Here is a 14,003-nt window from a genome sequence, read left to right on the forward strand (position 1 = left end):
CACGACGACAGGAGCCCGCGATGGCCACGCAGACCACCTACGATCTACCGGTTGCACCGCAGACTGCGGCTCCCGTTCTTGCTGCTGCTCCGCCTGCGCCGACTTCGCAGGATCAGATCGTCGCCGCACTGCGTCAGATTCCGCAGCTCGACGGGCTCGCCGACGCCGAGTACCGCTGGCTTGCGACGCACAGCACCGAGCGCGTCGGCCCGGACGGAGCGCTGATCTTTCGCGAGGACGAGCCGTCCTTCCACATGACGCTTATCCTGCAAGGTGAGGTGATGGTGCGCCGACGCAAATCCGGTCCCGTCGCCCGCTTCGTCGGCCGCACATCGCGGGTCACCGGCAAGCTGCCCTTCTCCCGGATGAAGGCCTGGGGAGCGGACGGTTCCAGTGTAGGCTCCATCTGGGTGCTGGACATTCACGAAGACCTCTTCCCGGAGATGCTGCGCGTGATTCCGTCCATGGGGCAGCGTTGTGTGACGCTTCTTCTCGACCGCGTGCGCGACTTTACACGAATGGACGAGCAGGCCGAGAAGCTGCTGGCGCTGGGCAAGCTGGCGGCAAATCTCTCGCACGAGCTGAACAACCCCGCCTCCGCGGCGCAGCGTTCGGCCGCAAGCCTGGCGGCGGAGCTGCCCGAGGGCGACGAGGAGAAGTATCGCCTGGGAAGGCTCTTTGCAACGGACGAGGAACTTGATCGGTATAACTCCTGGGTAAGGCGCGCGCGCGACGAGGTCAGGTCCGCCGCGGGCTTCTCTCCCATTCCGCGCAGTCCGCTCGAGGCAAGCGACCATGAGGCTGAGATCATGCGATGGCTCGAGCAGCGCAGCGTCGATTCGCCGTGGAACATCGCTCCCGCGCTCGCCGAGTCGCGGATTCCTGTCGCGATGCTCGACGATCTTGCGGGCGCTGTGAACCATGCGGTGTTATCGCCGGCGCTTGCTACCTTTGCGGGCTCGCTCCGTGTGGAACGGATGGCCGAGACCGTCGTCGACTCAAGCGACCGCATCTTCGAGCTGATCAGCGCCATCCGCGGCTACTCGTTCATGGATCAGGCCCCCGTGCAGGACATCATGCTGCCGCAGTCGATCGAGCACACACTCGCGATGTTTCGCTCGCGCACCGGCCGCGTGACCATCCGGCTCGACTTCGACCCCGAGCTTCCGCCGGTGAGCGCCTACGGCAGCGAGCTCAATCAGGTGTGGTCTGCGCTGATCGAGAACGCGCTCGACGCGATGCACGACCATGGAACGCTCTCCATCTCTACGCGCCTCACCGGCCAGACCGCCATCGTTGAGGTGCACGACGATGGGCCCGGAATCGACCCGGCGATCCAGTCCCGCATCTTCGAGCCGTTCTTTACCACCAAACCCATCGGTACGGCTCTCGGGCTCGGGCTCGACACGGTGCAGCGCATCGTCAGCAAGCACTCGGGCTCGGTCGCGGTCGACTCGAAGCCACATGCGACCTGCTTTCAGGTGCGCATGCCCATCAATCGCCTGCAGGCCTACTGAGGCGACGCCTCGCCGCGGCGCTCGGTCTCCTCCGCAAGCCCCTTCAGCTAGAGCGCCAGAGTGTACATCGCCCAGCGTACTTTCTTGACGTCGACACCGGCGTGGCGGGAGTATGCTTGTTCGCGCTACTGAATTCGAACCCGGGGGCCGCTATCTAACCAACGCTGGAGGAGGTTCTATGTTTAGCTTGTTGTGGACTGCCCTCATTGGTCTCGTCGTAGGCGCGCTTGCAAAGTTGATCATGCCCGGCAAGGATCCCGGGGGAATGCTCATTACCATGATCCTGGGAATCGCAGGGTCGTTCCTCGGAACGTTTCTTGGGCGGCTCGTCGGCAGCTACCAGGAGGGCGAGAGCGCGGGCTTCATCATGTCGTTGATCGGCGCGATCGTTCTGCTCGCCATCTACCACTTCTTCAAGAAGCGTCAGGTTATCTAGGCGCTAGATATTCTGCAGAACCCCAATGCCGTTCGAGGCGCGGGCCGCGATGCCGAACTCGCTCGCGGGGACTGGGCCGGCGAGGTAGTTTCCCTGGGCCTCATCGCACTTGCGCCGCATCAGGAACCGCAGCTGTTCGTCAGTCTCGATGCCCTCGGCCACAACGCGGATAGCGAGTCCGTGCGACATCGCGATGATGGTCCTCACGACGGCCGCGGCATTCGGGTCGGTTCCCGCCTGTTTCACGAAGCTCTTGTCGATCTTCAGGCGGTCCACCTGGTACTGCAGCAGGTAGGAGAAGCTGCAGAAGCCCGTGCCAAAGTCGTCGATCGAGATGCGCGCACCCAGCTCGCGTATCTTCTGCAGCTTGTCCAGGTTTCCGTCCGAGTTCACCATCAGCATGTTCTCCGTGATCTCGATCTCGAGGTTGCGCGCGGCCAGGCCGCTGGTGGCAAGCGCATTCTCGATCACCTGGACCAGGTTGCGCTGCTGGAACTGTCGTGGCGACAGGTTGACCGAGATCGTCAGGTCGACGCCGAGCTCGTCCTGGAGCGCCTTTCCCTCCCGGCAGGCGGTCATGAAGGCCCACTCGCCGATCGGAACGATCAGTCCGGTCTCCTCGGCCAGCGGGATAAACTGCGACGGCGGAACGCTGCCCATCTTCGGGTGGTTCCAGCGCAGCAGAGCCTCCATCCCCGTGACCAGCCCGGTGGTAAGCGAGACCTGAGGCTGATAGTGCAGGCACAGCTCTCCATTGGCCAAGGCATGGCGCAGCGCATGCTCCATCGAGAGACGGTCGGCCGTCTCCTTCAGCATGTCCTCGCTGAAGATCTGGTGCTGATTGCGTCCGCCCTCCTTGGCGACGTACATCGCTGAGTCGGCGCGCTTCAACAGATGCTTGGCATCGGAGGCGAAGTCCGGATAGACGCAGACACCCACGCTGGCGGTCACATTCACCAGCTGCTCATCCACCTGGATCTCGGGCGAGAGCTTCATCACCAGGTTGGCCGCGCACTGCTCCACGTCGGCGAGGCTGGTGATATCGGGCATGACCACCACAAACTCGTCGCCGCCAACACGAGCGACGATGTCCGTGCTGCGCACCGACCGGCGCAGGCGCGTCGCCGCTTCAATCAGGATCTGGTCGCCCGAAGAGTGACCCAGCGAATCATTGATGCGTTTGAACTGATCGAGATCGATGACGAAGAGGGCGACCTTCGTTCCGTAACGGCGAGCGCGCTCCACGGCTTCCACCGTCTTGTCGCGCAGCAGAGCGCGGCCCACCAGGCCGGTCAGCTGGTCGTGGGTCGCCAGATGCGTGACGTAGTGGAGCATCTGCCGGCGCTCCGTGATGTCGAAGGCGATGCCGACAAAGCCGTTCACCTCGCCGGCCTCGGAAGTGACGGCGCGCATCGCCAGATTGATTGGCGTGCGGCTCCCGTCGCGGCGGACCAGCGTCCACTCCTTCTCCTCCATCTCCCCGGCTGCGGCTCCGGCGGAGAGAACCTCGAAGCCGACCTTCTCGATGGCGCCCGTCTCGTTGATCGCCTCGCCGGACATGGCCGCCAGCTCCTGTTCATCGTGCAGAATCGTCAGCGGAGCCTTGCCGATCAGCTCCTCGCGGCTATACCCGGTCAGCTTTTCGGCCGCCACGTTCATCGCGGTGATTTTGCCGTGCAGATCGGTGGCGACGATGCTGAACGGCGCGTTCTGAAAGACCGAGTCGGTGAACTCCACCAGGTGCTCGTAGCGCACTTGTGTGGCTTTCTCCGCGCTGATGTCGCTGCAGGTGATCGCCAGACCGTCGCCCAGCTTGATGATCTGATAGCGGACCCATCTGGCCTGCAGCAGACTGCCCTGCGGCACCGGGTACTCCTGGTTCAGGGGCTCGCCCGACTCCACGACCTTGCAGCAGTGGTCGAAGACTCCGGTTGCCTTCAGGATCGGCATCGCATCGCAGAGGCTCTGCCCCAGCATCTCGGCGCGCCGGCGCCCCGTCAGCTTCTCGGCGTTCGCGTTGACGTACTGAATTCGGAAATCGACGATGCGTCCCGTTTTATCACGCACCGCATCCAGCAGTGAGAAGGCATCGAGACTCGCCTCGGCGGCAGCCAGAGACTTCGAATGTGCCTCCTCGGCTCCCCAACGCGCCACCTTGCGGTCGTGCTCGCGCATCAGAAACCACAGCCCGACCAAGGTGCCCGCGCTGGCCGCTGCGACCGCGATCATCTCTCCTGCGTACGGTCCATGATGGACCCGCCAGAACTCGCAGAGCGCCAGAGACACAGGCGCGATGGAAAGACCAGCCTTCCACATCCATGGTCGGGGGGAATCAAGCACCCAATCCCTCAAGAAAAAACCCTCTGGAATACAAGAACAGCTGATGGCCTAAATCATTTAATCATCAGCGTAAACGGTTTAGCTGATTAAATTCATTGTTGCAACGTAGCATCTGCCAATTTCTTTTCAAAGCGATTTCCGATGAGATTCATCCTGTGTATTGACGGGTTTGGGTCAAACACTCTGTTTTGTGAGACATCCGGGCAGCTCATCAGCGAAGTCCAGCGGCAATCGATTACGAAGGTCTATAGACTTCCGTTTGAAGCGTGGGCAAGAGCAACCGCCGGAATCGCTGTCTTGATCGAATTCAGTCCGGCCTCGCAACACTCCATGAAAAAGCCGGTCTAACCCGATATGTCTCGCAGTCGTACGTTCAAAAGCATCGTTTGCCTTGCTGCCCTGCCCACTCTGCTACTCTTCGTATACGCCAGCGGCGGATCTGCCAGCACGCAGCAGGCAGCAGCGGTCTCGAATCCTGCGCCTGCCGGCACGGCGCCGACGCTCTCGGTCGATGCCCGCCTCGTCAACCTGCCCGTCGTGGTTCGCGACAAGAAAGGCACGCTCGTCCAGAACCTCAACAAGGACGACTTCTCTCTCCAGGTCGACGGAAAACCGCAGACCATCCGTTACTTCGATATCGACAGGAACCTTCCCCTCACGCTCGGCCTGCTCGTCGACACCAGCCTCAGCCAGCGCCAGGTCATCGACGAGGAGCGCACGGCCAGCAGCGCCTTCCTCGACCAGATGCTAAACGCCGCGAAGGATCAGGCGTTCGTCGTTCAGTTCGCCCGCCAGACGGAGCTGCTGCAGGACCTGACCAACTCGCGGCCAAAGCTCCAGGCAGCGCTCAAGGAGATCGACACACCCAGCCCCAACAGCCCTCCGGCGGACGACTCCAGCGACTCCGGCAACAGCCGAGGCCGCCGCGGACGCACCGCGGGCACGACCCTCTACGACGCCACCTTCCTTGCCTCCGATGAGCTGATGAGCAAGCAGAAGGGACGCAAGGCGCTCATCATCCTCTCCGACGGCGTCGACAACGGCAGCAAGGAGACCCTGGTGAAGGCCATCGAGGCCGCTCAGCGCGCCGATACCATCCTCTACGCCATCTACTTCAAGGGCGAGCAGCCGCAGCAACAGGACGACCGTCCCCACGGCGGTGGAGGCGGACACTTCCCGGGCGGAGGCTATCCCGGAGGCCGAGGCGGCGGTTATCCCGGTGGCGGAGGTGGCTACCCTGGTAGTGGCCGCGGCGGCGGTGGCGGCGGCCGCGGCTCCAGCACGCCTCGTGTTGATGGCAAGAAGATCCTTCAGCAGATGGCCGATGAGACCGGAGGCCGTCTCTTCGAGGTGTCGAAGAAGCAGACCGTTGCCCAGATTTACAACCAGATCGCCGACGAACTGCGCGCGCAGTACCGCCTCGGCTATACGCCGGATCAGGCGACCTCGGCGGACGGGTACCACCAGATCGTGCTCACCGCGCACCGCAAAGACCTGTTCCTGCAAACAAGGGATGGCTACTACACCGGCAAGCCATGAGCGGATCGATCCCAGGCTTTGCGACTTCTGCATAGGTTCGTGCATCATCTATTATTGGCGCTCTATTCCGACGATCCCCGCAAAAGGAAGGCCAGAGACACTATGTTCCTTAAGTTCCGCCCCGTACTCGCAACCGCACTGTTCGCCTTGCTGATCGCTCCCGCTACTCACGGCTCCGGGCAGATGGCTCCGCCCTTCGTGAAGAAGCACCTCTACGATTCCTCCGCAAACCCGAAGGCCGACATCGCCGCTGCTCTCAAACAGGCGAAGGCGGAGAAGAAGCGCGTCATCCTTGACTTCGGCGGAGACTGGTGCGGCGACTGCCAGGTGCTTGACATCTACATGCACCAGAGCCCGAACAGCGAGTTGCTCGACAAGCACTTCGTCGTCGTGCACATCGACATCGGCCGCATGGACCGCAACGTCGACGTCGCCGAGAAGTACAAGGTTCCCATTAGGAAGGGCGTTCCCGCGCTCGCCGTGCTCGATGCCAAAGGTAAACTCCTCTACTCACAGGAGAACAAGGAGTTCGAAAACATGCGCAATATGAACTCCAGCGACGTCACCGCTTTCCTCAATCGCTGGAAGGCCTGATTCGGCAGTCTGATTCCAGGGACGGGCCGTGTATGCTTGCGGGCAGGAACTCTCCGCAGAGTGGCGGTTCCTCTCGACGCCTGTGAGACAGCTGCTTCGCATTCACGTCATTCTCCATCGCGCGTTGGCGCGCGCCTTGGATCATGACGTTCTGAACCTGGCTCAGTCGGCGGCCTATTCGGCCATGGTCGCGCTCTTTCCGGCGCTCATCGTCGCCGCCGCTATCATCGCGCTGCTCCCCGGCACCGCACCCGTCCGCAGCCAGCTCGGAGCATTCTTCGATCGTGTGCTTCCGCCGGATGTCCCCCCGCTGCTGGAGAGCTACTTCAACACCCACAGCGCGAAATCCGCCCAGGCTCTGATCCTTGCCTTCCTGGTCTCCATCACCGGAGCCTCCAGCGTCATCGTGACCTACATGGAAGGATTTCGCCGCGCCAACAATCTCCCTTCCGATTGCTGGACCTTCTGGGGCCGCCGCGCCCGCGCCTATGCCATGGTCCCACTCTCGCTGGTTCCGCTCGGCATCGCCAGCACGCTGGTCGTCTTCGGCCACTTCATCACCGTTTGGCTTGCGCTCCACGTCATGCCGTCCATCCGCACCGAGGTCTACGTCATCGCGCTGATGATCCGATGGCTCGTCGCGCTCGCCGGCTGCGTCGGGATTATCGCCCTCATCTACCACATGGGTACGCCCATCCGTCAGCCATGGCGTCGCGTCCTGCCCGGAGCTGTCGCCGCCACGGCCATGTGGTTTCTCACCACGCTCATCTTCGGATGGTACGTGACCCGCTTTGCCAACTACACACAGGTCTACGGCTCGCTCGGCGCCGGCATCGCGCTTCTCTTCTGGCTCTACATCGTCTCGCTCTGCGTCTTCTTCGGCGCCGAATTCAACCACGAGTTCCATCTCCATGGTCACTCTCAGGGTGCGGCCCTCACTCCGTGAACCGTTTTAGTCTCTGAGAAACCTCCACACGATAGAATGGCGAAACGGAAACGCATCGGTCGTACCATGGAACAATCGACAGAAACGACCAACAGATTCGCCACGATTGAAAAGGAACCCGGCTGCAATCCCCTATGACTACTTCTGCAAAGCTCATCTCCCCCGATGCCTCCTCTGTCGCGGCAAATCGTCTTCGCCGCGCGAAGATCGTTGCGACCCTCGGTCCTGCCTCCAGTTCCATCGACGTCTTCCGCCAGCTCGTTCGTGCCGGGCTTGACGTCGCCCGGCTGAACTTCTCGCACGGCACACACGCCCAGAAGGCCGACCTGATCCGCATGGTCCGCCAGGTCTCGAAGGAAGAGAGCAAGCCCATCTGCATCCTCGCCGACCTGCAGGGGCCGAAGATCCGCACCGGCAAGCTGAAGAACGGCAAGCCCGTGCAGCTGGTCGCCGGCAAGCAGCTCACCATTACGCCGCACGAGATCGCCGGAACCGCCGCCATGGTCGGAACCACCTTCACCACCCTGGCCGAGAACCTCGAACCCGGCTCCCGCATCCTCCTCTCCGACGGCCTCATCGAGCTGCGCGTCGAGCAGGTCAAGGGCGGCGACGTCATCTGCATGATCATCAACGGCGGCATGCTAGGCGAGAACAAGGGCATCAACCTTCCCGGCATCCCGGTCAAGGTCCCCTCGCTTACCCAGAAGGATGAAGAGGACCTCGCCTTTGCGATCAGCCAGGGAGTCGACACCATCGCCGTCTCCTTCGTGCGCACGGCCGACGACATTCGCCACGTCAAGAGTCGCCTCGCCGAGCTCAACTCCGACGCCTGGATCATCGCCAAACTCGAGAAGCCCCAGGCCATCGAGCACCTGGACTCCATCCTTGAGGTCACCGACGCCATCATGGTCGCTCGCGGCGACCTCGGCGTCGAGCTGCCACCCGAGAAGGTTCCCGCCATCCAGAAGCACATCATCCGCCGCGCCGCCGACTATCGCAAGCCCGTGATCACCGCCACACAGATGCTCGAGTCGATGATCGAGAATCCGCGCCCCACGCGCGCCGAGGCCTCCGACGTCGCCAACGCCATCTACGACGGCACCGACGCCGTCATGCTCTCCGCCGAGAGCGCCGCCGGCAAGTACCCCGTCGAGGCCGTCGCCATGATGGCCAAGATCGTCACCGAGACCGAGGAGCAGATCCGCATCGATCCGCCGCCGCTCCATCGTCACGCCCGCATTGCCAGCCTCTCCGTCGCCGAGACCATCTGCGAGTGCATGGCTCACTCGGCCGAGGACCTCGACCTCGCCGCGATCGCCATCTTCACCGAGAGCGGCGCCACTGCGCGTCTGCTCTCCAAGTACCGTCCCGACCCGCCCATCTTCGCGCTCTCGCCGTTCGAGAAGGTCATCAACCGATCCATGCTTCTCTGGGGCACCTATCCGATCCTCTGCGGCCGCTTCCACGACACCGACACGCTCGTCGGCATGGCTGAGGAGATGCTTGAGGCCCACGGCCACGTCCGCGAACGGCAGATCGTCGGCATCGTCGCCGGAACCCGCACCCGCTCCGGCGCAACCAACTTCATGCGCCTGCATATGGTCGGCGATCGCGACACCGATCCCCTGCCCAAAGCCCCAAAGAAGAAGGCCGCAAAGAAGCCGGCAAAGAAGACCGCGAAACGTTAGATTCCACCTCAGAACCACGAAGGCCGCCAACCAAGGATGGCGGCCTTTCTATTCGTCACCAAACTCTTGTGAACACTACGCATTCGCGCTACTCTGTCTCGTAAAGCGAGCGCAACCATGTCTGTTCCTCGCGTCTTTCCGGGCACACAACCTAACGCTGTCCGCACTGCTGCCTCTCAGGAGCTTGTCATGTCACAGCTGTCGACCGATCTCTCCGCCTGTAGCGGTTTTTCGCGCCGTTCCTTTCTTCGCTCCGCCTCGGCTGCCCTCGCCGCTGCGCCCATCCTCACCGAGGCACACTTCGCCCGCGCCGCCAGCATGAGCACCTCCGAAGTCCCGGAGTTCTCGATGAAGGGCATCTACCTCGACGCCAACGAGAACCCGCTCGGCCCCTCCGACAACGCGCGCAAGGCCATCGCCGACATCATCCCCAACGGCGGACGCTACGCCCCGCCTCTCTACTTTGGCGCCATGAAGCTCTTCGCGGAGCGGATGGGCGTTCCCGTCGAACACGTTATGATCTACGACGGCTCCAGCCCGCCGCTGCACTACAGCTCACTCGCCTTCACCTCGCCCACCAGGTCGTTCGTCTGCGCCAACCCCACCTACGAGGCCGGCCAGCGCGCCGCCGAGATCGCCGGCGCAAAGGTCCACGCCATCGCGCTCGCCAAGGACTACTCCCACGACACCGCCGCCATGGTGAAAGCCGACCCCAACGCCGGACTCATCTACATCTGCAACCCCAACAATCCCACCGGCACCATCACCAGCAAGGAGCAGATCGACTACGCCGTCGCCAACAAGCCCGCAGCCGCGGTCGTTCTCGTAGACGAGGCCTACATCCATCTCTCCGACGCCACCTCAGCCATCGACCACGTCAAGGCCGGCAAGGACGTCATCATCCTGCGTACCTTCTCGAAGATCTACGGCATGGCAGGCATCCGCTGCGGCTTCGCCATCGGACGCCCCGACTTGCTCAAGAAGCTCGAGCGCTTCGGCCAGGCGCCCATGCCCATCACCGGCATGATCGCCGCGCAGGCCAGCCTGATGGACCCCGACCTCGTCCCCACGCGGAAGAAGATCATCGCCGACACCCGCAACAAGACCTTCGCCTGGCTGAAGGCCAACAACTACGATTTCGTCCCGTCGCAAAGCAACTGCTTCATGATCGACGTCAAGCGTCCCGGCCCGCAGATTCGCGCGTTAATGGCGAAGGACGGCGTCTACATCGGCCGCAGCTGGTCCGCCTGGCCCAACTACGTCCGCGTCACCGTCGGTCTGCCATCGGAGATGGAGGCATTCCAGCGGTCCTTCAAGAAGGCGATGGACACACCAGCCTCCGCCTTCAACGAACTGCCGTTCAGCCGCACTCACCGCGACGGCCTCTTCGCCTAACCCAGCAAGCACTCCACAAAAGGGAAGCCGCCTCGTTCAAGAGGCGGCTTTTCCGTTCCTGCTGGTTTTGAAGGAGACAGAAACTTATTTCTCTGCTTCAAAGGCCGCGGAGGCCTTGTTCATCTCATCCACGCTCACATCGTGCGACGAGATCGTCACACGGTAGTGAAACGTCGTGCTCGCGCCATTCTCGACCGTGTAGTCCAACTGCGGCTGCTTCGCGTCGAAGATTTTCTGTCCCAGCGGATTCGCCGCAAACAACCCATATCCGCGCGCATGCCAGTACGTCGGATACCCCGGATTGCCGGCGTGGTCGAAGATCGCGATCGTCTCCGTCTTGCCGTCAGCCGTGTGTCCGGTCAGCTCGCACCACTTGCCGCGCGTCGACCAGACCGCATCGCCGGTCACGCCCTCGCTCGTGCGATAGACGCCCGTAGCTCCGGCCGTGCTGCCCTCCACCGGAGTAGGCCGTCCGCTCGCATCCGCAAACGTCCCGCCCTTTTCCGTCGGTGACTCCAGGAAGTGGGCCACGCGAATCCCCAGCACTCCCTCCTTGTCGTCATGGAAGACGACCTTGTCCAGCGCCGTCAGCGTGACGGTCATATCGATTGTCCGCTCATCGCCCTTCTGCCAGAAGACATACTTCGTTCTTTGGTTGAAGATCTTCTCGCCCGCGCCCGTCTCCCACACCGAATCGGTCACAAGCTCGCCTTTCGCTCCGCTCTTCGCCGAGACGATCTTCTCGTGATGGATCGTCCCCATCTTCGGTCGCTGCTCGGGCTTGATCGCGTCCGAGTTGTTCCAGAAGTCGAACCCGTTCGCGTTGCCGTAGTTGAACCACATCCCGGCGTGGTGAGGATGATCCACTCGCTCCGTCTCGCGCGGCGCTAGTGGATAGCCGCGCGTCACCGTCACGCCATCCGCCGAAACCAGCGGAAACAGCACCGGCTTCTTCAAGGTCGTTGGCCACACGTACGCGGTGAAAGGCTGGCCGCCGATCGTCACATCCACTCGGCTGTGCGCTTCATCGACCGCCACCTTCACCGCATTGTCCGCTGCCATCGCCGGCTGCAAACTACCTGCGAGCACCAAAGAGCCCAGCAGCAGACTACGCATACACCTTGCCTCCCGCCATGATCTGCTCCGTCTTCGGGTCGAACGTCACGCGCTGCCCCGTCTGGATCGCCGCCACGTTCATGCACAGCGCCACCGAGTGGCTGTAGCCCGCATCCACGCTCGCGTTCGGCTGCGTGCGCGATCGCACGCACTCCATCCAGTTCCGCATGTTGGCTGAGGTCTGCTTGTCCGCGCCGGTGTTCGCCGCCGTCGAAGTCTCCGCTGGCTCACCCAGCGAGAACGTCCCCAGCTGGTTTGCCTTCATGCCCATCTCCGCCGCAGCCTTCGCCGTCAGGCCTCCCGTCGAGTTCACCACCTGCTTGTCCATATCCAGCGAGCCGCCGTTCGAGTAATAAATCTCCTTCACTCCACCGGCCGAGTTCGTCTGCCGCGAAGAGTACAGCACCTGGAAGCCCTTGTTCGGATCGTCGAACGGGCCGTAGTCAAACACTGCCGTCATCGTGTCCCAGTTCCTGCGGCCGTCGTGCCACTGGTAGATTCCGCCGTTTGCCACCACACTGCGCGGAGCCGGATACCCGCTGAACCAGTGCACCGTGTCGATCTGGTGCACCAGCCACTGATCGGGAATGCCCGACGAGTACGGCCAGAACAGCCGGAACTCAAGATACTTCCGCGCGTCGAACGGCTCATGCGGCTGGTCCATCAGATACCGCTTCCAATCCGTGTCCTGCTCTTTCAGCAGCGGAACGACATCGGGCCTGCGCCAACGCCCGGGCTGATTCACGTTCCACGTCATCTCCACCATGTTGATGTCGCCAAACTTGCCGCTCTTGATGTACTCGTATGCCTTCATGTAGCTCGGCGTCGAACGGCGCTGCGTTCCGATCTGCACAATCTGCTTGTTCGCATGCACCGTATCGCGCATCGCGCGCGCGTCCTTCATCGTGTGCGCCAGCGGCTTCTCCACATACGCATCGCGGCCGGCCTTCACCGCCTCCACGCCGTGTTGCGCGTGCTGAAAGTCTGCGGTCGCAATCAGAACTGCATCGACGTCTTTACGCGCATACAGCTCATCGTTATTTCTAACTGTGTCAACCTTGCACCCGCACAGCTTGTCAATGTAGGCAACACCCTCCTCGCGCCGACGGTTCCACAAATCCGAGATCGCAACAAACTCGAAGTTCATCTCCTTGTTGTGCTGCAGGAACGAAGGAATCAGCGCGCCCTTCATTCGGTCACCGCATCCTACGATCGCCGTTCGCACGCGGTCATTCGCGCCCACAATCTTTGCGTAACTCGTAGCGTTCCACGTCGCAACCGTACCCGCCACCGCCGCGCCCATCTTCACAAACTCTCGCCTGCTATGCTCCGCTGCCATCTCGCTTCCTCCTCGTATCGCTTTTCCCCGGAGGCGCGCGATCTCTCCGCTCGCTTCCGTTACGAAAATCGTTCAGACCTGAATCCTCAGGCGGCGGAAGTGTACAGAAGGATGAAGAGGTTTGACCACTAATAAAAATCATCTCTCGCCGGCAACCCACCCGAGACTACGGAAACATCAACGGAATCATCGTTTACCAGGGATCAACTACGTTTTGGGGCCATCGCCGAGACTGCGCCAAGCCACCAGAACTGCCAGGTGGTATATCCATTCCATTGCAAAAACCTACCGAATGAGCGGCAGATAGGCTCGCGTCGAGCTTCGATACCCCGCAAACATCTCCCCAAACCGCTCCGCCAGCAGACGATCCTCGATCCGCACCCGTATCTCCGTCCCCACAAGAAACACGATCGTTGCCACAACGAACAGCCAAAGCGGCGCAGCCACAAATCCGATCCCCCACAGCAGGGACAGCATTGAGCAGTAGATCGGATGCCGCATCACGCGGTACGGCCCCTCGCGTACCAACTCATGCTGCGAGCCAATCGCTGCATCAAACCGCAGCTGTCGGCCCAGCGCCCGCGTCGCGGTCAACGAGAGCAGCGCCGCCAGTAGAAAGCACGCCGCGGACGCAGCCGTTCTCCAGGTGAGCACGGTTGCGGTCCAGAAGGGACTCTGGAGCATCAGCGCGATCGCAACCACCTCCAGCAGAAGTCCCCAGCGCGCACGCCTATCCACGGCCGCAAGACTCCCCGAGCCGCGCTGCGCAACCAGGAACGGCGCCAGCCATAAAACGATTCCACCGCCGACAAGGAGTGAGCCCAGCACAGATTCACGATGCTCCAGCAAACCAAGTATGTCCGCAAACCGAGCCGTCATCCTGCCTGGTTGCGCTTGAAGTACTGAATCTCGCGTTCGTGCTGCTCAGCCTTCTCGCGTGTGGCAAACGTTCCCAGGTTCTTGCGCTTGCCGGTCCTCGGGTCTGGATGCCGCGAGTAGATCCGGAACTCGCCCGTCCTCAGTTTGCGAATCATCGTCATTCACCTCATTCGGTAGGATGCCGTCCGAATCTTACGCCGTTTTCCGCACCGCG

At 62.3% G+C, this 14,003-nt stretch carries 12 protein-coding genes; 7 read left to right on the plus strand and 5 right to left on the minus strand.

Annotation, left to right across the window (positions count from 1 at the left end; genetic code table 11):
• Positions 1 to 20: 20 nt before the first annotated feature.
• Positions 21 to 1,517 carry a sensor histidine kinase gene (locus tag Q363_RS03380; RefSeq protein WP_035347902.1) on the plus strand — a complete coding sequence of 499 codons (1,497 nt, stop codon included), beginning with the start codon at positions 21 to 23 and terminating at the stop codon, positions 1,515 to 1,517.
• A 178-nt stretch (positions 1,518 to 1,695) separates the two neighbouring features.
• The gene (locus tag Q363_RS03385) at positions 1,696 to 1,953 is read left to right on the plus strand and encodes a GlsB/YeaQ/YmgE family stress response membrane protein (RefSeq protein WP_035347903.1); all 258 of its coding nucleotides are present in this window, start codon (positions 1,696 to 1,698) and stop codon (positions 1,951 to 1,953) included.
• Positions 1,954 to 1,956: 3 nt separating this feature from the next.
• Here the strand turns inward: Q363_RS03385 and Q363_RS03390 are convergent, their stop codons facing one another.
• Entirely contained in the window at positions 1,957 to 4,182 is a 2,226-nt protein-coding gene (locus Q363_RS03390) for a sensor domain-containing protein (protein WP_169746911.1), read from the minus strand.
• A 465-nt stretch (positions 4,183 to 4,647) separates the two neighbouring features.
• Here Q363_RS03390 and Q363_RS03400 point away from each other — a divergent pair, with 465 nt between their 5' ends.
• The 5 genes from Q363_RS03400 (at position 4,648) to Q363_RS03420 (ending at position 10,455) form a co-directional block, all read left to right on the plus strand.
• Positions 4,648 to 5,832, plus strand: coding sequence for a VWA domain-containing protein (locus tag Q363_RS03400; protein ID WP_035347905.1), 1,185 nt, complete (start codon positions 4,648 to 4,650; stop codon positions 5,830 to 5,832).
• A gap of 102 nt (positions 5,833 to 5,934) precedes the next feature.
• A complete protein-coding gene (locus tag Q363_RS03405) occupies positions 5,935 to 6,426 on the plus strand; it encodes a thioredoxin family protein (protein WP_035347906.1) in 492 nt (163 codons plus the stop codon).
• Positions 6,427 to 6,508: 82 nt separating this feature from the next.
• Positions 6,509 to 7,372: a YihY/virulence factor BrkB family protein gene (locus Q363_RS03410; protein WP_035347907.1), complete on the plus strand. Its 864-nt coding sequence runs from the start codon at positions 6,509 to 6,511 to the stop codon at positions 7,370 to 7,372.
• 134 nt (positions 7,373 to 7,506) lie between these two features.
• Entirely contained in the window at positions 7,507 to 9,060 is a 1,554-nt protein-coding gene (gene pyk, locus Q363_RS03415; protein ID WP_051978299.1) for a pyruvate kinase, read from the plus strand.
• A 189-nt stretch (positions 9,061 to 9,249) separates the two neighbouring features.
• Positions 9,250 to 10,455, plus strand: a complete 1,206-nt coding sequence (locus tag Q363_RS03420) for a pyridoxal phosphate-dependent aminotransferase (protein WP_051978300.1) — start codon at positions 9,250 to 9,252, stop codon at positions 10,453 to 10,455.
• 84 nt (positions 10,456 to 10,539) lie between these two features.
• Here Q363_RS03420 and Q363_RS03425 read toward each other — a convergent pair whose 3' ends face one another.
• The 4 genes from Q363_RS03425 to Q363_RS41965 form a co-directional block, all read right to left on the minus strand.
• Positions 10,540 to 11,571, minus strand: a complete 1,032-nt coding sequence (locus tag Q363_RS03425; protein WP_035347908.1) for a DUF6807 domain-containing protein — start codon at positions 11,569 to 11,571, stop codon at positions 10,540 to 10,542.
• Positions 11,564 to 12,910, minus strand: a complete 1,347-nt coding sequence (locus tag Q363_RS03430) for a Gfo/Idh/MocA family protein (RefSeq protein ID WP_035347909.1) — start codon at positions 12,908 to 12,910, stop codon at positions 11,564 to 11,566. Before Q363_RS03430 ends, Q363_RS03425 begins: the two co-directional genes overlap by 8 nt.
• 285 nt (positions 12,911 to 13,195) lie before the next feature.
• Entirely contained in the window at positions 13,196 to 13,789 is a 594-nt protein-coding gene (locus tag Q363_RS35630) for a methyltransferase family protein (protein ID WP_051978301.1), read from the minus strand.
• Complete coding sequence (locus Q363_RS41965) at positions 13,786 to 13,944, minus strand: hypothetical protein (RefSeq protein WP_169746912.1); 159 nt, start codon at positions 13,942 to 13,944, stop codon at positions 13,786 to 13,788. Before Q363_RS41965 ends, Q363_RS35630 begins: the two co-directional genes overlap by 4 nt.
• Positions 13,945 to 14,003: the final 59 nt, after the last annotated feature.

It is taken from the genome of Edaphobacter aggregans DSM 19364 (genome assembly GCF_000745965.1).
In the GTDB taxonomy this organism is placed as follows: Bacteria; Acidobacteriota; Terriglobia; order Terriglobales; family Acidobacteriaceae; genus Edaphobacter; species Edaphobacter aggregans.

Excerpts from the sequence above, each read along its gene's own strand:
- Q363_RS03380 (WP_035347902.1), top strand. The coding sequence starts at position 21 with ATGGCCACGCAGACCACCTACGATCTACCGGTTGCACCGCAGACTGCG.
- Q363_RS03385 (WP_035347903.1), top strand. The coding sequence starts at position 1,696 with ATGTTTAGCTTGTTGTGGACTGCCCTCATTGGTCTCGTCGTAGGCGCG.
- Q363_RS03390 (WP_169746911.1), bottom strand. The coding sequence starts at position 4,182 with ATGATCGCGGTCGCAGCGGCCAGCGCGGGCACCTTGGTCGGGCTGTGG.
- Q363_RS03400 (WP_035347905.1), top strand. The coding sequence starts at position 4,648 with ATGTCTCGCAGTCGTACGTTCAAAAGCATCGTTTGCCTTGCTGCCCTG.
- Q363_RS03405 (WP_035347906.1), top strand. The coding sequence starts at position 5,935 with ATGTTCCTTAAGTTCCGCCCCGTACTCGCAACCGCACTGTTCGCCTTG.
- pyk (WP_051978299.1), top strand. The coding sequence starts at position 7,507 with ATGACTACTTCTGCAAAGCTCATCTCCCCCGATGCCTCCTCTGTCGCG.
- Q363_RS03420 (WP_051978300.1), top strand. The coding sequence starts at position 9,250 with ATGTCACAGCTGTCGACCGATCTCTCCGCCTGTAGCGGTTTTTCGCGC.
- Q363_RS03425 (WP_035347908.1), bottom strand. The coding sequence starts at position 11,571 with ATGCGTAGTCTGCTGCTGGGCTCTTTGGTGCTCGCAGGTAGTTTGCAG.
- Q363_RS03430 (WP_035347909.1), bottom strand. The coding sequence starts at position 12,910 with ATGGCAGCGGAGCATAGCAGGCGAGAGTTTGTGAAGATGGGCGCGGCG.
- Q363_RS35630 (WP_051978301.1), bottom strand. The coding sequence starts at position 13,789 with ATGACGGCTCGGTTTGCGGACATACTTGGTTTGCTGGAGCATCGTGAA.
- Q363_RS41965 (WP_169746912.1), bottom strand. The coding sequence starts at position 13,944 with ATGATTCGCAAACTGAGGACGGGCGAGTTCCGGATCTACTCGCGGCAT.